The 18,876-nt window shown below is 57.6% G+C and carries 16 protein-coding genes and 1 tRNA gene; 10 read left to right on the top strand and 7 right to left on the bottom strand.

Translation table 11 applies throughout. The features are described from left to right. The first annotated feature begins 69 nt into the window (after positions 1 to 69). The 3 genes from AAFM46_RS10160 (at position 70) to AAFM46_RS10150 (ending at position 3,290) form a co-directional block, all read left to right on the top strand. On the top strand, positions 70 to 1,266 hold the full coding sequence (locus AAFM46_RS10160; protein WP_343317616.1) for a DNA-processing protein DprA: 1,197 nt from the start codon (positions 70 to 72) through the stop codon (positions 1,264 to 1,266). 300 nt (positions 1,267 to 1,566) lie between these two features. After that, the gene (locus AAFM46_RS10155; protein WP_343317615.1) at positions 1,567 to 2,502 is read left to right on the top strand and encodes a tyrosine recombinase XerC; all 936 of its coding nucleotides are present in this window, start codon (positions 1,567 to 1,569) and stop codon (positions 2,500 to 2,502) included. A gap of 284 nt (positions 2,503 to 2,786) precedes the next feature. After that, positions 2,787 to 3,290, top strand: coding sequence for a DUF3145 domain-containing protein (locus AAFM46_RS10150; RefSeq protein WP_283527747.1), 504 nt, complete (start codon positions 2,787 to 2,789; stop codon positions 3,288 to 3,290). A gap of 180 nt (positions 3,291 to 3,470) precedes the next feature. On the opposite strand, the gene fabF is transcribed toward AAFM46_RS10150, so the two are convergent. The 6 genes from fabF to aceE form a co-directional block, all read right to left on the bottom strand. Further along, positions 3,471 to 4,730 (bottom strand): beta-ketoacyl-ACP synthase II, encoded by a 1,260-nt coding sequence (fabF, locus tag AAFM46_RS10145; RefSeq protein ID WP_343317614.1) that lies wholly within the window; start codon positions 4,728 to 4,730, stop codon positions 3,471 to 3,473. Positions 4,731 to 4,863: 133 nt separating this feature from the next. Beyond that, positions 4,864 to 5,109, bottom strand: a complete 246-nt coding sequence (locus AAFM46_RS10140; protein WP_038462997.1) for an acyl carrier protein — start codon at positions 5,107 to 5,109, stop codon at positions 4,864 to 4,866. A 91-nt stretch (positions 5,110 to 5,200) separates the two neighbouring features. Then, positions 5,201 to 6,262: a beta-ketoacyl-ACP synthase III gene (locus AAFM46_RS10135; RefSeq protein ID WP_283527738.1), complete on the bottom strand. Its 1,062-nt coding sequence runs from the start codon at positions 6,260 to 6,262 to the stop codon at positions 5,201 to 5,203. Further along, complete coding sequence (locus AAFM46_RS10130) at positions 6,259 to 7,227, bottom strand: ACP S-malonyltransferase (protein WP_343317613.1); 969 nt, start codon at positions 7,225 to 7,227, stop codon at positions 6,259 to 6,261. The genes AAFM46_RS10135 and AAFM46_RS10130 overlap by 4 nt, the downstream gene beginning before the upstream one ends. Before the next feature lie 142 nt (positions 7,228 to 7,369). Next, positions 7,370 to 8,719, bottom strand: coding sequence for a helix-turn-helix domain-containing protein (locus AAFM46_RS10125; RefSeq protein WP_343317612.1), 1,350 nt, complete (start codon positions 8,717 to 8,719; stop codon positions 7,370 to 7,372). Between the two features lie 177 nt (positions 8,720 to 8,896). Continuing rightward, positions 8,897 to 11,641 (bottom strand): pyruvate dehydrogenase (acetyl-transferring), homodimeric type, encoded by a 2,745-nt coding sequence (gene aceE, locus AAFM46_RS10120; RefSeq protein WP_283527732.1) that lies wholly within the window; start codon positions 11,639 to 11,641, stop codon positions 8,897 to 8,899. 322 nt (positions 11,642 to 11,963) lie between these two features. On the opposite strand from aceE, the gene AAFM46_RS10115 reads away from it, so the two are divergent. The 6 genes from AAFM46_RS10115 (at position 11,964) to AAFM46_RS10090 (ending at position 15,402) form a co-directional block, all read left to right on the top strand. After that, positions 11,964 to 12,383 (top strand): DUF3052 domain-containing protein, encoded by a 420-nt coding sequence (locus AAFM46_RS10115; protein ID WP_343317611.1) that lies wholly within the window; start codon positions 11,964 to 11,966, stop codon positions 12,381 to 12,383. Continuing rightward, entirely contained in the window at positions 12,383 to 12,859 is a 477-nt protein-coding gene (locus tag AAFM46_RS10110) for a peroxiredoxin (protein ID WP_283527728.1), read from the top strand. The genes AAFM46_RS10115 and AAFM46_RS10110 overlap by 1 nt, the downstream gene beginning before the upstream one ends. 2 nt (positions 12,860 to 12,861) lie before the next feature. Then, positions 12,862 to 13,809: a Sir2 family NAD-dependent protein deacetylase gene (locus AAFM46_RS10105; RefSeq protein WP_283527726.1), complete on the top strand. Its 948-nt coding sequence runs from the start codon at positions 12,862 to 12,864 to the stop codon at positions 13,807 to 13,809. A 71-nt stretch (positions 13,810 to 13,880) separates the two neighbouring features. Further along, positions 13,881 to 13,956: transfer RNA gene (locus AAFM46_RS10100), tRNA-Val, on the top strand. A gap of 116 nt (positions 13,957 to 14,072) precedes the next feature. Then, complete coding sequence (locus AAFM46_RS10095; RefSeq protein ID WP_343317610.1) at positions 14,073 to 14,975, top strand: exonuclease domain-containing protein; 903 nt, start codon at positions 14,073 to 14,075, stop codon at positions 14,973 to 14,975. Positions 14,976 to 15,099: 124 nt separating this feature from the next. After that, positions 15,100 to 15,402 (top strand): hypothetical protein, encoded by a 303-nt coding sequence (locus tag AAFM46_RS10090; protein ID WP_283527722.1) that lies wholly within the window; start codon positions 15,100 to 15,102, stop codon positions 15,400 to 15,402. Positions 15,403 to 15,792: 390 nt separating this feature from the next. Here the strand turns inward: AAFM46_RS10090 and AAFM46_RS10085 are convergent, their stop codons facing one another. Then, on the bottom strand, positions 15,793 to 16,845 hold the full coding sequence (locus AAFM46_RS10085) for a D-2-hydroxyacid dehydrogenase (protein ID WP_343317609.1): 1,053 nt from the start codon (positions 16,843 to 16,845) through the stop codon (positions 15,793 to 15,795). Positions 16,846 to 17,091: 246 nt separating this feature from the next. Here AAFM46_RS10085 and gndA point away from each other — a divergent pair, with 246 nt between their 5' ends. Then, on the top strand, positions 17,092 to 18,558 hold the full coding sequence (gndA, locus tag AAFM46_RS10080; protein WP_343317608.1) for an NADP-dependent phosphogluconate dehydrogenase: 1,467 nt from the start codon (positions 17,092 to 17,094) through the stop codon (positions 18,556 to 18,558). Positions 18,559 to 18,876 lie beyond the last annotated feature (318 nt).

Raw genomic sequence — 18,876 nt, 5'->3', positions numbered from 1 at the left:
ATAAGTAAGGCAGAAAGAACGCCGGATTATTCTGAACTGCGCATAGCGCGTGCTGCTCTGACTCGGTTGATGGAACCTTCAGATCTGCCGGGGCTGGCGCTGATCCAGGTACTGGGGCCACAAGAGGCGATGGCTTTGATTGCTACCAGCGCCTGGTCGAGTTCTGCGGTTGAACGCCAGATCACTGAAATACTGGGCTTTGCAGGCACCGAGCGGTGGACAGGTCTGGCAGAGGCATTGGGGCGTTGGCGGCCACGGCTGGGCGATGTTGCGCCGGAACGGGACCTAGCCACCATTCAACGATTGGGCGGGAACTTACTGATCCCTGAAGACACACAATGGCCACGAGCTTTAGAAGATTTGGAACTGAACGCGCCCATAGCACTCTGGTGTAGGGGCAAAGGCAACAGGATTCCGCCAAAGTCAAGCTGCATCGCGGTGGTGGGATCCCGTGACAGCACCAGTTACGGGGCTAATGTCAGTGCGGAAATTACCAGTTCCCTGGTGCAACGCAATTTTACGATTATCAGTGGAGGCGCCTACGGGATCGATGCCCACGCGCACCGTGGAGCCTTGAGCGCCGCCATGCCGGTACCACTGACAAGGCACACCGAAGGCCGAACCGTCACGGTGGAGAACGACCCGGCTAACGAGCAGCCACCAACAATCGCTGTCATGGCTGGGGGAGTGGACAGATTCTACCCATCCGGAAATGAGGACCTGTTGCGGAGCATTGCTGACCGCGGTCTTGTCGTGGCTGAGGTGCCTCCTGGCACGAACCCCACACGCTACAGGTTCTTGCAACGTAACCGCCTCATCGCTGCCTTGTGCGGGGTCACCGTTGTAGTGGAGGCCAGATGGCGTTCAGGTGCGCTGAATACAGCTCATCACGCTGAGGCGCTCAGCCGGGTTGTGGGGGCGGTGCCGGGATCCGTATACTCGGCGAATTCTGCTGGTTGCCACAGGTTACTCAAAGAAGGCTCGGCTGTGTGTGTCACTGACGCAGCGGATATTGCTGAACTGGCGGGTGTTATGGGGGAACACCTTGTGAGCGAACCACTGGTGCAGGAAGCACTGTATGACGGTTTGTGCACTCAAGACCTGCTGCTTCTGGATGCTTTGCCGTTGCGCGCAGCCACTACGTTGGAAAAACTGTGTGTAGTTGCGGGGCTCAGCGCTGCCACAGTCTTATCCGGGTTGGGCCGACTTGAGGCATTGGGGCTGGCAGAAAGACTGGCAGGTGGCTGGAAGCGCCAGGCTCAATGACCTCGGTGCGCGAACTGCAGCGGCTAACGGCAGGGCGGGCACAGGATGAGCGCGTTGCTGAGATGGATGAACATCTCCCATCCATCTGTCTCGGAGGTACATCACCATGCCGCAGAACTACATCATGATGGCGGGAGCCCAAAAGTTCACTGGTGGCCAAACACTGGCCGCCCTTGCCCAAGCTCTCACCGGTGTCGGCGTCTGTGTCTACCCTTGAAAGCAAAGGGTTGGGATAAACCAAAAACAGATGGACCGGCGGGGGAGCTTGAACCCGGGGGTTGTTCAGCGCACAGTGAGTGTGTGGATTCAACAGAACGCTCCTCCCTGCCTCCTGCTCTAGCCGGGGCAGCGAACGCCTTTGAGCGCTACTTACGCACGGAACGGGGCCGTTCAGAACACACCATCAGGGCATACCGCGGGGACCTTGACGCATTGTTGATTCACGCCGTTGCCGAGGGCAACACTTCTTTGGCGGAGTTGGACTTGGGCTCGCTGCGGCGTTGGCTGGGGGAGCAGAGCGAGGCCGGACTGGCACGTTCAACACTGGCTAGGAGGGCTGCCACGGCACGCAGCTTTACGGCATGGGCGCTGCGGGAGGAGCTCATTGGAGTAGACCCGGCGGTGCGGTTGAAGGCTCCCGCGCGCGGGAAGAGCCTGCCGGCTGTGTTGCAGCAGCAGCAAGTACGGCGGATGCTTGAAGAAATGGTCAAGACGGCCCAGGCGCAGGATCCGGTTGCCCTGCGCGATCTTGCAATGGTTGAACTTCTCTACGGAACCGGAATTCGTGTCGGTGAACTGACAACTTTGAACCTCACTGACATCAATCAAGAGCGGCGCACTGTGACTGTGGTGGGCAAAGGTAACAAAGAGCGAACTGTGCCCTTCGGTGTGCCAGCGGATACGGCACTGAGCCAGTGGATGAACGCCGGCCGGCCCAAAATACACAAGCATCAGGCTGGTGAGGCACTCTTCCTTGGACAGCGCGGCGGACGTATTGACCAGCGCACAGTGCGCTCAGTGGTAGATAAACACTTGGCTTCTCTCGGTGATACCTCTGCAACCGGGCCTCATACTTTGCGGCATTCGGCTGCCACTCATCTCCTGGACGGTGGCGCGGACCTACGCGCTGTGCAAGAGATTCTGGGGCACAGCTCCTTGGCTACCACACAGTTATACACTCATGTCTCGGTGGAACGGCTGAGAGAAAGCTACCGCACAGCACACCCACGCGCCTGACACTTCGCTCTCTGAACATAGTGAACGTAAGGATCCAGCCAGAAAGCCGGAAAGCCAGAAAACCAGAAAACCGCATAAAAAATAGGGACATGCTTGTCATAAGTGCTCACCTTAGTGGCGTTATCTGCCCCGCTACGGCACAATGATAATAAGTTATCTTTTGATAGCGAATCCCGGGTTTATAACCTAGACATTTAGGGACGGTTCACATCAGAATCGCGTAACACCAGTTCCATCCAAAGAAGGTCGTTGGGGAAGACGCACCTACTGCAATGGAGGATGGAATGAAGGTTGAACACACGCGCGGTGTTTTGTTTGTGCACTCAGCCCCGGCTGTCATGTGCCCGCATATTGAGTCATCCATTGCTGGGGTGATGGATCAGCGCACGGACTTGCAGTGGACTGCACAGCCCGCGGCGCCTAATGTGCTGCGCACTGAACTTAGCTGGCGTGGGCCTGCCGGAACCGGCGCCCGCCTTGCCTCCGCTTTGCGCGGATGGGCCAATTTGCGTTACGAGGTGACTGAGGATCCGAGCCCGGGAACGGACGGCTCCCGCTGGTCCCACACTCCAGAACTGGGTATTTTTCACGCGATCGCGGATGTGCACGGGAACATTATGGTTTCCGAAGACAGGATCCGCTACGCCTATGAGACAGGCAAGGGTGACCCTTCACTTGTCTACCAGGAGCTTTCACTGGCTTTGGGGGAGGCATGGGACGAAGAACTCGAGCCCTTCCGCCACGCGGCAGCCGGAGCACCTGTGCGCTGGCTACACCACGTTGGCTAAAGCAGCCCAGAACATCCCAGAAGTGACCAGTGCCTCGCGTATCTCCCCCAGCTTTGATCGCTTGGGCTGTTCACAGCATCCCAAGTCTCACCCGTGAAAAAAATGACCCGCAGCAACTGCTTAAAAACACTTGAAAGGTGTTTTTCGCTTGTTTGCTGCGGGTCAGTTTTCCTACAAAGACTAGGCCATGTCAACCTTGGGTCCTGTGCTGCGGATGGCCACAACGGCATTGTGTCCACCAAAGCCGAAGGAGTTGTTCAGCGCCAGGACCTCGCCTTCGGGCAGTTTGCGGGGTGTGCCGGTGACAACGTCGAGGGGGATCTCCGGGTCCTGGTTCTCCAAGTTGATGGTGACCGGGGCCAGGCGGTGGTAAACAGCCAGCACCGTCAGGACCGACTCAACGGCGCCCGAAGCACCCAACAGGTGCCCCATCTGTGACTTCGTGGCCGACACGCACACATTGTTCACGTGCTCACCCAGGGCGGCCCTGAGCGCGGTGTATTCGGGCTTGTCGCCCACGGGGGTTGAGGTGGCATGCGCGTTGACGTGGGATACGTCTTCAGGCAGTGCGCGAGCATCAAAGAGGGCCGCCTTCAACGCGCGGGTGGCACCCAGACCCTGGGGGTCCGGTGCGGTGATGTGGTAGGCATCGGCGGTTACTGCGGTGCCGGCCAATTCACCGTAAATGCGTGCGCCACGGGCCAGCGCATGCTCTTCAGCCTCGAGCACCAACGCGCCGGCGCCTTCACCCATGACGAATCCGTCGCGGCTGATGTCGTACGGACGTGATGCCGTCTCGGGGGAGTCGTTGCGCTTGGACAGGGCCTGCATGGCGGCGAAGGAAGCCAACGGCATGGGGTGGATGGCGGCTTCGGCGCCGCCAGCCACGACCACGTCGGCCTTGCCGGAACGGATCAGCTCCAGGGCGATGTGCAGTGCCTCGGTTCCTGAAGCACACGCGGAAACGGGGGTGTGTGCGCCGGCACGGGCGCCCAGGTCCAGGCTGACAGCCGCGGCCGGGCCGTTGGGCATGAGCATGGGAACGGTCATGGGCAGCACGCGGCGGGGGCCCTTTTCACGCAGGGTGTCCCAGGCATCCAGGAGAGTCCAGACACCACCAATGCCGGTGGCAAAGGCTACGGCCAGGCGGTCGTGGTCCACCTCCTCAATGCCGGAATCCTTCCATGCTTCACGTGCAGCCACCACAGCGAACTGGGTGGAGGGGTCCATGCGTTTGGCCTCGACACGGCTGAGCACTTCGGTGGCGGGAGTTGAAGCCTTGGCTGCGAAATGAACGGGAAGATCGTACTTTTGTACCCATTCATCTTTCAGGGTGTGTGCGCCGGAGACGCCCTTGAGGGCATTCTTCCACATGGTCGGGACGTCGCCGCCAATGGGTGTGGTGGCACCCAGTCCGGTGATGACTACTTTGCGGGCCATGGTTCAACTCTCTACAAAAATTATGGGGCAGGACTCGAAGATGATTATTGTGGTTGGCCGGCGTCCTGCTTTCCGGCCAACCACCATGTCTCTTTTCGCTGACGCGGGTATGAGACTAATGCACAAGGGCTGCTTAAGCCTGTGCGCCTGCAATGAAGCTGACAGCGTCGCCAACGGTCTTGAGGTTCTTGACTTCCTCGTCCGGGATCTTCACGTCGAACTTCTCTTCAGCGTTGACAACAATCGTCATCATGGAGATGGAATCAATATCCAGGTCATCCGTGAAGGACTTGTCCAGCTCAACGGCCTCAGGGGCAAGGCCGGTCTCTTCATTGACGATTTCGGCCAAACCAGCCAGGATTTCTTCGTTGCTAGCCATTGACGGCTCCTTTTCTTCTTGTGCTGTGATCAAGGACTTGATCGTTTAATAGCATGTTGATCAAACCACGGATGTGGAGAGATACGTTTAATTAGGGCAGGCGCACTACTTGAGCGCCAAACACCAGTCCGGCACCAAAGCCGATCTGCAGCGAAAGTTTACCGGAAAGCTCCGGGTTCTCAGCGAGCAGTCGGTGTGTTGCCAAGGGGATGGAGGCAGCCGAGGTGTTTCCGGCGTCGGCAATGTCTCGACCAATAATGACGTGCTCAGGTAACTTCAGCTGCTTGGCGAGTTCATCAATGATGCGCATATTGGCCTGGTGGGGAACGAACGCGCCAAGGTCGGCAGCAGTTATACCTGCGTCCTCAAGCGCCTTCTTGGCCATCTTCGCCATCTCCCACACGGCCCATCGGAACACGGTCTGTCCGTCCTGGCGAAGGGTTGGCCACAGCGTTGAGTGAGCCTCATCTGCGGCGGCGTGAGCAACGCCGTCGCCCTTCATTGCCTGCTCGCTGAAGTCGCGGATGTCCAGCTGGGAGTGGGTCATACCAATGGTGTCCCACTTACTGCCGTCGGAGCCCCAAACGGTGGGGCTGATGCCGGGCTCGTCCGAGGGCCCGATAATAACCGCACCAGCCCCGTCACCGAGCAAAAATGAAATGGTCCGCTCATGGTTGTCAATAACGTCGGAGAGTTTCTCAACTCCAACAACCAAAACGTATTCTGCAGTACCGGAACGCACCAGGGCGTCTCCTTGGGCCACGCCGTAGCAGTAGCCTGCGCAGGCAGCGGAGATGTCAAAGGCGGGAGCGGGTGAGGCCCCGAGCCGTTCGGCAATCAAGGCAGCCGCTGATGGCGTGGCGTAGGGGTGAGTCACTGTGGAGACAAGGACGGCGCCAATTTGTGTGGCGTCTATCCCGGCATGCTTGATGGCTTCGGCGCCTGCAGCCACGGCCATATCCACCACCGAGACATCTTTGGGGGCGCGGTGGCGGGTGATGATGCCTGTGCGTTGCTGGATCCACTCGTCGGAGGAATCGATCCACTGGCACACATCGTCATTGGTGACGATCGTGGTGGGGCGGTAGGCGCCAATGCCTAAAATGGCTGATCCGGCACGGAGCGTACTTTGCTTAAGAGTAGGTGTACTCACAATGTTCCTTCTTGGTGCGCGGAGTGTGCTGCCAGCAAGTCCTGGGCAGCCTGAAGATCATCGGGTGTTTTCACAGCAACGGTAGCAATTCCGGGCATGGCTCGCTTGGCCAGACCCGTCAACGTTCCGGCAGGGGCAAGCTCTATCAAAGCGGTCACGCCCATAGCGGTCATGGTTTCCATGCACAGATCCCAGCGTACCGGTCGCGAGACTTGGGCGATCAAGGATTCAAGGGCGTCTGCTCCGGAAGGTACCACGGCGCCGTCGTAGTTTGATAGCAGCGCAACCTGAGGCGTGTGAGGGGTCAGAGACGGGGAAAGTGTTTCCAGAGCCGAAACGGCAGGAGACATGTGGTGGGTGTGGAACGCACCAGCTACCTGGAGAGGGATTACCCGGGCTTTGGCTGGCGGGGCAGCCATGAGAGCGGCGATTTGTTCCAAGGTTCCGGCAGCGACCGTCTGTCCCTTGGAGTTGATGTTGGCCGGGGTCAGGCCGGTAGCTGCGATGGCTGCCAAGACCTCCTCTGGGTCTCCACCAACAACTGCCGCCATCCCTGTGGGTGTTGCGGCGGCGGCGTCGGCCATGCGGTTGGCACGTTCGCGCACAAAAGCCATGGCGTCAGAGTTGGAAAGGGTCCCCGTGATGGCGGCGGCGGTGATTTCACCCACCGAGTGTCCGGCAACCACCACTGAGCGTTGGGCCAGCTTGCTGGCAACATCGAGTGTGGCACCTTCAGTGCCGAGCAGTGCCTGAGCTGTAATGAGCCCGGCAGCAACAATCAGGGGTTGAGCTACGGCGGTGTCTTTGATGGTTTCGGCATCTGATGTGGTGCCGTGGGCCAGCAGATCAATTCCAGCGGCCTCGCTCAGGGTGAGCAGTTGTTCCCGCACACCTGGGCGTTCCAGCCATGGTGAGAGGAAACCGGGGGATTGGGAGCCCTGTCCAGGGCAGACTATTGCAAGCACATTAACCAGCTTTCCAAACTAAACCGCATTTTCAGGGTATTTTCTTGCACCAAGCTCTTCTCCACAATTTGTAGGAAGTCTACAATGGTGGTGCCTCTGCTGTGCTATCTCAGTCTTCTTTTAGGCGAAAAGAACTAAATTCTCATCCGGATCCTTCGCGGTGCGTGGGCAGGCCCTGTTTGCCCGGCAACGTCTTGGGCGCTGCCTTTGGCACCGGCTTAGAAGAGATGACTTTGGCGGGCGTGGCAAGTCTGCCCACGATGATCGCTGTCTGCAAGACAAACGCTTCACGCGGAACCAGCGGATCCCAGCCAGTGACGTCGCAGACGCGTCGCAAGCGGTAACGGACCGTGTTGGAGTGTACAAAGAGTTCCCGGGCGGCGGCTTCCAGTGAATGCCCGCCTTGGAGGTAGCTAATGAGCGTTTCGATCAAACCATTGGAGGCGGCCACAAGTGGCCGGTAGATGCTCAGCAACAGTGCGCGTCTGGCGGATTCATCGCCACCGATCACTCGCTCAGGCAGAAGGTCATCCGCGGAAACTGGGCGTGGGGCAGAGGACCATCCCTTAGCCACGGAGATACCGGCAAAAGCAGCCTTGGCCGATCCCGTGGCCTCAGCCAACGTGGGTGCCAGCGGGCCGTAAACAACAGGGCCGGGTGCGAAAAGTTCGCTCAGGCGGATGTAGGCAGATTCCGGATCTGTGACATTTCCGAGCACCAAAATGAGTTTGTCACCTTGGATACCCACCATCACATCCTCGGAAAAACGCCCGGCGGCCCTGCGGAGGGTGGCTAAGAATAAGGCGTTGGCTTCCTGGGGTGCGGCGCCCACCATGATGGTGAAGTGTCCGTGTGAGGTCCAGCCAAGCGCGGAGATCCGTGATTGCAGTGCGTCGGTGTTTTCCCCACGCAGGATGCCGTCAACGGCGAGGGCTTCCAAGCGGGTGTCCCAAGCGCCACGATTTTCTGCTGCCCGGGCATAGACATCGGCCGCCGCGAAGGCCACTTCTCTGGAATAGCGCAGTACTGCCTCGCGCAAATCCACTTGTTCTTCGGGGGCGGCTATTTCCGGGACCCTGTCTTCAACGACTTGGACCACTGTGCGGATCAATTGCAGGGCACGTTGAAGGCTGATGGAACGGGTCAGTTCAGTGGGTGCTGTGCCAAACACATCGGAGAGAACCCAGCTTGGTGAGGACGGGTGCTCATACCAAGAGACAAATGCAGTGATGCCATTCTGTGCCACCAGGCCAAGCGCCGAGCGTTCATCAGCGCTGAGTTTCCTGTACCAGGGCAAAGTATTTTCAAGCTCTTGACGCATCATTGTTGACAGCGTGCCAACATTGGCCCGCAACCGCTCCAAAGTCTCCGACGTGTCCTTGATTCCAGGGCTCCTGTGTTGTAGTGCGTTTTTACTGCCTGTTGTGCTGGCTGAATTCTTGGCGGGTTTACTATCCGAGGGGGATCCCGCCGGCTTGTTAGTAACTGCCATATCTAGAGGATATGTCTTTATTGCTCGAAGAGGTTATTTGTGTGAACCCAACAACTCAAGAATTAGTCGCCCTGCCTGTAGGTAGCGTGTTTCTGGGGCTTAACGTACAGCGGGTGCCTGGTGTTGCTGTAGAACCTCTACAGCAACACCAGGCACCCGGTAACGAACTCTTGTTGGTTAGCTGTCGCCGCCGGTGTTGCCGGTGGTTCCTGCGTTGATGTTGAGGAGGTCGTATTTTTGGGCTGCTTGTTGTGGTGTGTTGGTGTCGATGTCACCGTTTTTAGCGAGCATTTGCAGGGTGCGTACCACTATGGAGTGAGAGTCGATTTTGAAGTAGCGTCGTGCTGCTGCGCGGGTATCGGAGAAACCGAAGCCGTCTGCGCCGAGGGTCGCGAAGTCATTAGGCAGGAATTGACGGATTTGATCCGGGACTGCTTTCATGAAGTCACTCACGGCGATGATGGGTCCGTGCGCGTTAGCCATTTTCGCTGTGATGTACGGTGTGCGTGGGTCTTTTTCCGGGTGTAGGAACGCGTCTTCTTCAGCCGCGAGGCCATCGCGACGGAGCTCGGTCCAGGATGTTACTGACCAGACATCGGCTGCGACCCCCCATTCATCGGCAAGGATTTGCTGTGCTTCTAGGGCCCAGGGCACGGAGACTCCTGAAGCCAGGAGCTGGGTACGGGGCCCGTCATGCTCGCTTTTCTTGAGCAGATAGATCCCGCGGGTGATCCCTTCAACATCGATATCTTCGGGTGCTTTAGGTTGAATGATCGGCTCGTTATAAACAGTGATGTAGTACATCACGTTAGGATCCGTGGAGTCTTTACCGTACATCCGCTCTAGACCGGTGCGGATAATCACCCCGATCTCATACCCGTAGGCGGGATCGTAGGTGATCACTGCCGTATTGGTAGAGGCCAGGAGGGGGGAGTGCCCATCAGCGTGTTGGAGGCCTTCACCGGTGAGGGTAGTCCGCCCGGCGGTGGCACCAATAATGAACCCGCGCGTCATTTGATCCCCGGCAGCCCAGAACTGATCCCCGGTGCGTTGGAAACCAAACATGGAGTAAAACACGTAGACCGGGATCAATGGTTCCCCGTGGGTGGCGTACGCGGTACCGGCGGCGGTAAACGCCGCGACGGAGCCTGCTTCGTTAATACCGGCATGAACGATCTGCCCAGAAATGGACTCTTTATACGCTAAGACCAGATCACGGTCCACGGAGAGGTAGTTCTGCCCGTTGGGGTTGTAGATCTTCGCGGTCGGGAAGAACGCATCGATACCGAAGGTCCGTGCTTCATCCGGGATGATCGGGACAATACGCTGACCAATACCCTTATCGCGCATGAGGTCTTTAAGTAAACGCACGAACGCCATCGTGGTCGCGGCATGTTGCTTACCCGAGCCACGATTAGCGACTTCGTAGGTTTTATCCCCGGGGAGTTCTAACGCGGTGTGTTCAGAGCGGCGCTCGGGCACGAACCCGCCCAGGACCCGGCGGCGTTCCATCATGTACTGAATTTCCGGGGTATCCATCCCGGGATGGTAATACGGGGGACGGTACGGGTCCGCTTCAAGGACTTCATCAGAGATCGGCAGACGCAGGTGAGTACGGAAATCTTTCAAGTCCGAGAGCGTAAGCTTCTTCATCTGGTGCGTGGAGTTACGTGCCTCGAAGTGTGTCCCGAGTCCGTAACCCTTCACGGTGTGGGCCAGGATCACGGTGGGCTTACCCTTGAACTCGCTTGCAGCTTTATACGCGGCGTAGACCTTGTGGTAATCATGGCCGCCACGCTTGAGGTTCCAAACCTCGTCATCAGAAAGATGCGCGGCGAGTTCTTTAGTCTGGGGTGTTTGCCCGAAGAAATGCTCCCGAACGAACCCACCAGATTCTGCCTTGTACGTTTGGTAGTCACCATCAACAGTGTCATTCATGACCTTGACCAAGGAACCATCTTCATCACGGGCCAGGAGGTCATCCCACTCACGACCCCACAAAACCTTGATCACGTTCCAGCCAGCACCACGGAAGAACGCTTCGAGTTCTTGAACGATCTTCCCGTTTCCACGAACCGGACCATCCAAGCGCTGTAAGTTGCAGTTAATAACAAACGTTAAGTTATCCAACTTGTCATTAGCGGCCAGTTGCAGCAGCCCACGCGATTCAGGCTCGTCCATTTCACCATCACCTAAAAACGCCCAGACCTGCTGCTCAGAGGTGTCTTTAATGCCACGGTTATGTAAATACCGGTTCGATTGCGCCTGATAAATAGCGTGCATCGGCCCGATACCCATCGAGACCGTAGGGAATTCCCAGAACTCCGGCATTAACCGTGGGTGGGGGTAAGACGACAGTGCATGGCCTTCCTTGGATTTCTCCTGACGGAAACCATCCATGTCTTCCTCACTCAAACGCCCCTCAAGGAAAGCACGAGCGTACATACCAGGCGAGGCATGACCCTGGAAGAAAATCTGGTCTCCACCACCCGCATGATCCTTGCCACGGAAGAAGTGATTGAAACCCACCTCGTACAACGTCGCAGCACCAGCATAAGTAGAAATATGCCCGCCCACACCAATCTCAGGAGCCTGCGCACGATGCACCATCACAGCAGCATTCCACCGCAACCACGCACGATACTTACGCTCGATCTCCTCATTACCAGGAAAAACAGGCTCCTGATCAGCAGGAATCGTATTAACATAATCAGTCGTAGTCACCATCGGCACACCAACACTCTGCGCACCAGCACGCTGGAGCAAACTACGCATAATGTACTGGGCACGCTCAGTGCCACGCTCCTGAATCAACGAATCCAAAGACTCAAGCCATTCAGCAGTCTCTTCCGGATCACGATCAGGGAGCTGATTAGTCAACCCGCTAAGGATATGGGAGTTGTTCTCGTCTCCAGCAGCCACGTCCAACCTCTCTTAAAAGCAGTGTGGGGGGCCCAAAGCTGTGGCCATGGGCGTGTATAAACACTCTAGACCGCCGTTAGCGGTTGTGCGTAGCTGTGCCTATTGGATGACTACGGCCCGAACCCGCACCATGCTCACCAGCGCAGGGAACTCAAAGCTGTGCGAGTAATATAAATCACACCGAAATCGGCTTATTTACTGGTTTTTCGCAGGATAGACATTGTCAATGATCCTTAAATAGAGGCAATATGGGCTGTCCCCCCTAGACTGGGGATACATATCAACAACCCGGCACGCAGGTGCTGACCCCAGGAGGAAAAACGTGAGCGAGGCCGACGCCGGCACTGTTGCCAAGGTGGCAGACAAATTGGGGTTCAAGGACGAGGATCTTGTCCAAGAACTCGGATACGACGACGACGTTGATTTTGACTTGCGCGACAGCATTGAGGACCTGATTGGTTCTGCAATGTTCGATGAGCATGATCACGACGTTGTAGACGCGGTCATCCTTTGGTGGCGCGCAAACGACGGAGACCTAGTGGATGCCCTGGTGGATTCACTGACCACTCTGGATGAGGGTGGGATTGTTTGGGTGCTTACACCCAAGCCGGGCCGTGCAGGTTTCGTCGAACCGGCGGACATTGCGGAAGCCGCACCCACAGCAGGGTTGCATGTGACAACGACGGCAGGTGCTTCTGCTGACTGGGCCGCAACACGCTTGGCTCCGCGCAAGCGTCAGTAATGTACGACGGCGTCACGCACCCAGGTCTGCAAGTGGGGGACACTTCCCCCGACTTTTGCCTGCCAAACCAGTTTGGTGAGCCAGTTTCACTCACCGGGTTGCGTGGCACCGCCGTCGCCCTAGTGTTTTATCCCTTTGCTTTCTCTGGTATTTGTACCAGTGAATTGGCTGAACTGCGCGATAATTTAGCTGATTTTACCGAAGCTGGTGTGCGGGTACTGGCTGTGTCCGTTGATAGCAAGTACACCTTGCGTGCCTACGCGCAAGCCGAAGATTACAACTTTGAGCTCCTGGCTGACTTCTGGCCGCACGGTGAAGTTGCCAGCGCGTATCAGGTATTTGATTCTGTCCGTGGCATGGCTGGACGCAGCACGTTCCTGATCAATGCTGAGGGTGTCATTGCCGATATTTTTAGCACCCCTACGGCAGAAGGCCGTGAGCTTGCGCGGTACCGGCGGGCGATGGAGCGGCTCTGACCATGGACAGCGTGCGCCCAGGAATCGGTCAAACAGGCTTCGTGCGCCCTGATTCCGTGAGGAGCGCCGTAGCAACCAGTACAGGGTTGACCGCTACTGACATCGAGGCCTTGGATAGCCTCACGGTACTGCTGCGCGAATCCCCTGCTGCGTTTCTGACAGGGGCGGGTCTGAGCACCGATTCGGGCATACCTGACTACCGTGGTCCTGATGCCCCGGTGCGTAAACCCGTGACTTACCAAGAGTTCGTGGGGGACACCCTCTTGCGGCAGAGATATTGGGCAAGGAACCATGTGGGCTGGACCCACATGCATCATGCCGTTCCTAACTTAGGTCACTATGCCGCGGCTGCGCTGGAGCGTGGCGGGTACTCAAGTGGCATCATCACTCAAAATGTTGATGGTCTCCACGAAGACGCCGGAGCCACCAATGTGGTTGACCTGCATGGCCGGTTTGACCAGGTTGTGTGCATGGGGTGCAACAACACGTATTCCAGGACTTTTCTTGCCGGCATCCTGACCGAACTCAATCCTGGTTTCCTGGACGCTGTGGTGGCCGCCGGCGGAGTTTCGGCGGCGCCCGATGCTGACGCTGACCTGGAGGGCGAGAAGCTCATCTCCGAGTTCCAAGTTGCCAGGTGTCCTCTGTGCGGTGGCATGCTGAAGCCAGATTTCGTTTTCTTTGGTGAAAACGTACCCAAGGAAAGGGTGCTGCGCTCCTTTGGGATGGTTGATTCGGCCGAGCTGCTGATTGTTGCAGGCTCGTCATTGACAGTCATGAGCGGCTTGCGTTTTGTAAAAAAAGCCGCCAAAGATGGCAAGCACGTGGTGATTATCAACCGGGGTATAACAAGGGGGGATCCGCTGGCTGACGTGAAGTTGGATATTGGTGTGGGAGAGGCTCTGGGTTACTTGGCAGATGAGCTGGGGCTCGATTGGCGCAATCACTAAAACATGATGTACAGTAGTTTCTCGTTGGTCAGGCCAACAAGCGCAATGCTTGTAAGCCTTAAGCAATGAATGGGTCTTTAGCTCAGCTGGTAGAGCGCCACGTTTACACCGTGGATGTCATCGGTTCGATCCCGGTAGGACCCACCAAAGAAAACCCCGTGAATTCAAGGCGAAAGCTAAGAATCCACGGGGTTTTTTGTTCGTTGAGAGCTGAGCAAATTTTGTACGTGTTGGGCATTATCGAGTACTGACTAGGGAAGCTCATGCAGGGGATATCTTTCACAGCTATTGATTTTGAGACAGCCAATAACTTCCGGGCATCGGCTTGCGCAGTCGGTCTGACGAAGGTTCGGGCAGGAGTTGTTGTTGAACAGGCAACGTGGTTGATGAATCCGCTGCCCGGTTACAACGAGTTCCACCCTGTCAATGTGGCAATCCACGGCATAACCGCAACTCAAGTGCGCAACATGCCTAGCTGGAGTGGCATTCACGGACCCATGATGGACTTTATTGCTGGCGATGCGTTGGTGGGCCACAACGTTAGCTTTGAGAAGTCAGTGATTTCCAAGGCAAATGAGGTGTGTGGGCTCCCAGCGCCCACACTGGATTTTCATTGCACGCTGGCTCTCGCCCGCAAGTACTTGAAACTGGAGCATTACGCACTTTCAGATGTTGTGGATGCCTTAGAACTTCCGGCCTTCAACCACCACGATGCCGGTGACGACGCCCGGGCGAGTGCCCTGATAGCCCTGGAACTGGCCCGGCGCAACGATGTGTCCAGTCTGGCCGCTCTCTGGCCTGGTGGCGGCAGTGCCGCCCCGCAAACGCCCAGCTACTACGCTGCGGGCTACACAAGAAAACTGGCCGATCTACCGCAGGCTAACCCTAATGCAAATGCCTATGGTCCCCTTTTTGGTCAAACAATAGTATTTAGCGGAGACCTGGCGGCCATGCCGAGGGTGGAAGCCCAGGACGCTGCGGCAGCCAGGGGTGCCTCCATTGCCAACAGCACAACGAAAAAAGTTACCCTGGTTGTCTGTGCCGAGTTGGAGCGGGGCGGGCGCCCCAGCGCCAAGGTCAAGCGGGCCTACGAGCTCGCTGCGACCGGGCAGGATATTGCGGTCATCGGGGAGCTGAAGTTTCTGCGCCTGCTCGCCTTCAAGTAGCTGGCCCCCTCTTCGTGAGGTTGGAGATAATGACGCCACCGCCGACCCGGCGGAGGCGTCATTATCTCCAACCTCACGCTATGGGCAGGCACCAATGTCAGACCCTGTCCGTAGCATCTGTGACATGAAAACGGGTGTGGAAGAAGTGACGGTAACAATGACCGCGGCAGGGGTTCCTGCCGCTGTTCACCGAGATGGCCGGGTCTGGCTGGTGGGCGCCGAGCCTGTGCGTTGGTATGAGCGGGTTGAATGGTGGAAACATGCGCAGCGCATGCCCAAGGGGCAGGGGCGCGTGGATGTGCAGGTGTGGCGCTTACAGGCTCGTCTTGGGCGTAACCTGCGCAGTGAGCTGGTCACCATGGAATTAGAGCGTGACGCTGATGGCGCGCCATGGCGGGTTCGCGGTCCACTGCAGATGGCAAGTTGATGGGGGCCAATGATTGCAAATGACCGCAGTGGCCCAAGCTGCTGCTTAAAATAAAAGGCTCCCCGCCACAGCTATTGGGGGACGCTGTGGTGGGGAACCAGTACTAAAAATATAACAACTGGCACGGCCAGATGCAAACTGACACACTCCATTGCCAGATGTTCACAGCTTGGGGTCAAGAAGAAGTTTCACATGCTGAAACTTGAGGCAAAAAAATCCGCAGCACCGGAGAAACTCTCAAAACGGGCACTTAAATTGGTGGACCTTCCACTGTGGCTATTGGGGGACGCCACAGGGGAAGGCCTGGAGAAAATATACCTCTCCTCCGGGAAAAACACAACAACGGACGTTCTACCTCTGCGGTGGAGGCCCTGTGGTGGCAGCTGTGAGCTAGTAGAAGTAGACAGAATCCACAGGGTGCAATAGCTCCTCGTCGGCCTGAAAGCGCGTGAGGTTCTCGATGAAACGCTCGGCAATGAGACGGTTCTCCGCTGCACTCAAGGCTGAGCAGTGGGGTGAGACCAACACAAGTGGGTGCGACCATAGTTCACTGTTCGTTGGCAACGGCTCCTCGGCGAAGACATCGAGGCAAGCGTATGAGAGCTGGCCATTGTTCAGTGCTGCCAAGAGATCCTCCTCGTCAACAACCGTGCCACGGCCCACATTGATCAGAATCGTGCCCGGTTTCATGGCGTTGAAGATTTTTGAATTGATTAGTTTTTCCGTATAGGGCGTTCCAGGGAGAGTGTTGATGAGAACGTCGGCTGTGGCCACAAGATCGGGAAGTCCGGCGGTGTCGGTGACTACGTCTATACCGTCGATGGCTTCTACGTTGCGTTTGGTGCCGCTGACGTTCATGCCTAGTGCCCGGGCCAGGCGCGCAGTTTCAAGACCAATCTCGCCAAGTCCGGCAATGACTACGTTGGAGCCACTGAGCAAACGTGTAGGGCTCCGGAGCTCCGGCCAGTGCTTCGCGGCCTGATCGGCGGCAAGCGCTACTGTGCCTTTGAAGCCGTTCAGGATGCCTAGCATGGCAAATTCAGCTAGTGGCAAGGCGTGGACGCCAGCAGAGCTGGTGACAGTGATACGCGCTAGGTCTGAGGGGGACAGGTTGGCCGCCTTGACGGTGCCACCTGCGCCGGCTGCCATGGCTTGAATCCACCGCAGCTTCGGGCTTGAGGAGATGCTAGCCAGCCCCTGAGCATCTTCATTGGGAAAACCGTAGAGCACATCGGCGCTGCGGAGCATTTTCCAATAGCGCGCTTCCTGTTCGGCTGTTCGTTTGAACGCCGGATCCCCTGCGTGGTCGGCCGGGAACCGCTCCGGTGGCAGCAGTTCGGGTTCATAGCGAACGGTCACGGTTGGATGCGCCGACTTGATGCGCTCCACAAGCTCGGAGCTGAGTGGGACAGCAATCGCAACCGTAATATTTTCAGGGCTCATAATCTTCATCGTAATGAAGTGCACACAAAATACTGAACCACGTCCAAAGAAACTCGGGTCCGGCTCCAGACCCGTAAATTTTTATAAAGCCAGTCTCAAATGAGACAAGCACCTGTATGCCCGCTCAGCCGCGCACCACCAGCATGTTCGTGCACCTGTCCGCCCGCAAAATCCTGTAACCAACTGGGGAACCTGAGTCGTCACCGATATGCTGGAGGAAACTGTTCAATTCACTCTGGAGGTAGCATGTCTGCACAAAATGACACTGCACAAACTGGCACAGCACAGATCGGCGTCACCGGCCTAGCCGTCATGGGCGCCAACTTGGCCCGCAACCTGGCCCGCAACGGATACACAGTGGCGCTGCACAACCGCTCGGTTGAAAAAACCGACGCGTTGTTGGACGCCCACGGCGCCGAAGGAAACTTCGTGCGCACCCAGACGCTCGCCGAACTTGTAGAGTCATTGGAGAAACCGCGCCGCGTGCTCATGATGGTTAAGGCCGGCGCTCCCGTTGACTCGGTGATCGATGCCCTCGTACCGCTCATGGAGGCCGGAGACATCATCATAGATGGCGGCAACTCCAACTTCCAGGACACCCGCCGCCGTGAAGCCGCCTTAGCCAAAAAAGACTTGCACTTCGTAGGTGTTGGCGTATCCGGTGGTGAAGAGGGTGCCCTGCTGGGCCCGTCCATCATGCCCGGTGGCTCCAAGGAATCCTACGACGCCCTGGGTCCGCTGCTGGAAAAGATCTCCGCCAAGGTGGACGGCCAGCCTTGCTGTGCATGGATTGGAACTGACGGTGCCGGCCACTTTGTGAAAATGGTCCATAACGGTATTGAGTATGCGGACATGCAGGTCATCGGTGAGGCCTACGACCTCCTCCGCAGCGCCGCCGGCATCGAACCGGCTGAGCAGGCAGAGATCTTCAAGAAGTGGAACGAGGGGCAGCTGGCCTCATTCCTGATTGAAATCACAGCCGAGGTGCTGGGTCATGTTGATGCCAAGACCGGCAAGCCGCTGGTTGATGTCATTGTTGACTCGGCAGGCCAGAAAGGCACGGGCCGCTGGACTGTCCAGTCAGCCCTTGATCTTGGCTCACCCACCTCGGCGATCGCCGAGTCCGTGTTTGCTCGCGGACTGTCTTCCCAGCGCAACCAGCGTGCCATTGGCCAAGAGGTCCTGACCGGCCATGAGGTTTCCGTGGAACTAGGCGCGGACTTTGTTGAAGATGTCCGCCAGGCTCTCTATGCGTCCAAACTGATTAGCTACGCCCAAGGCATCGACATGTTGACCTCCGCGGCCACCGAGTACAACTGGGATCTGAAGCTTGACGAGATCGCTTCCCTATGGCGCGGCGGCTGCATCATCCGTGCAGAGCTGCTCAAGGACATCACAAAGGCCTACGCGGCAGAAGAGAAGCCGGCGAACCTGTTGTTCGCGCCGGCGTTCGCAGCCGAAATTGCCGAGGTTCTCCCAGCTTGGCGCCGCGTGGTGTCCACCGCCGTTCAGCTTGGCATCCCGGTTCCGGTGTTCTCTTCCTCGCTTGCGTACTACGACGGGTTACGCCGCAAGCGCCTGCCCGCCGCACTGACCCAGGGACTGCGCGACCTCTTCGGCGCCCACACGTACAACCGTGTTGACGAAGAAGGTACGTTTCACACCCAGTGGAGCGGGGACAAATCCGAGGTAAGTGCCGTAGACACTCACTAATCCACGGTGGCGAACGACGGCGGCGGGTAACCTTTGAAAAAAAGGTTACCCGCCGCCGTCGTTCTGGGGTGCGGTGATCAGCGGCCCAAGCGCTGACGTGCCGTTCCTGCGCTCTGCCTCATGAACGCTCGCCACGGGGCAAAGTGAAGGGGTCTCCAGCGCTGGCGGCAAAGTCCTGTCGATGCTCGGGGCTTTCCCAGTAGGCGAAAAATGTGGGGCCTAAGGCAAGACCTCCTATGCACACCGCTAAAGTTTTTATCAGGCGCATGGACGCGGCTGTCTAAGGCGTGGCAGCCGATGTTAAAGAAGAATTTCGCA

This window comes from Arthrobacter sp. TMP15 (genome assembly GCF_039529835.1).
Classification (GTDB): Bacteria; Actinomycetota; Actinomycetes; order Actinomycetales; family Micrococcaceae; genus Specibacter.
This window is presented reverse-complemented; position numbering and strand designations above follow the sequence as displayed.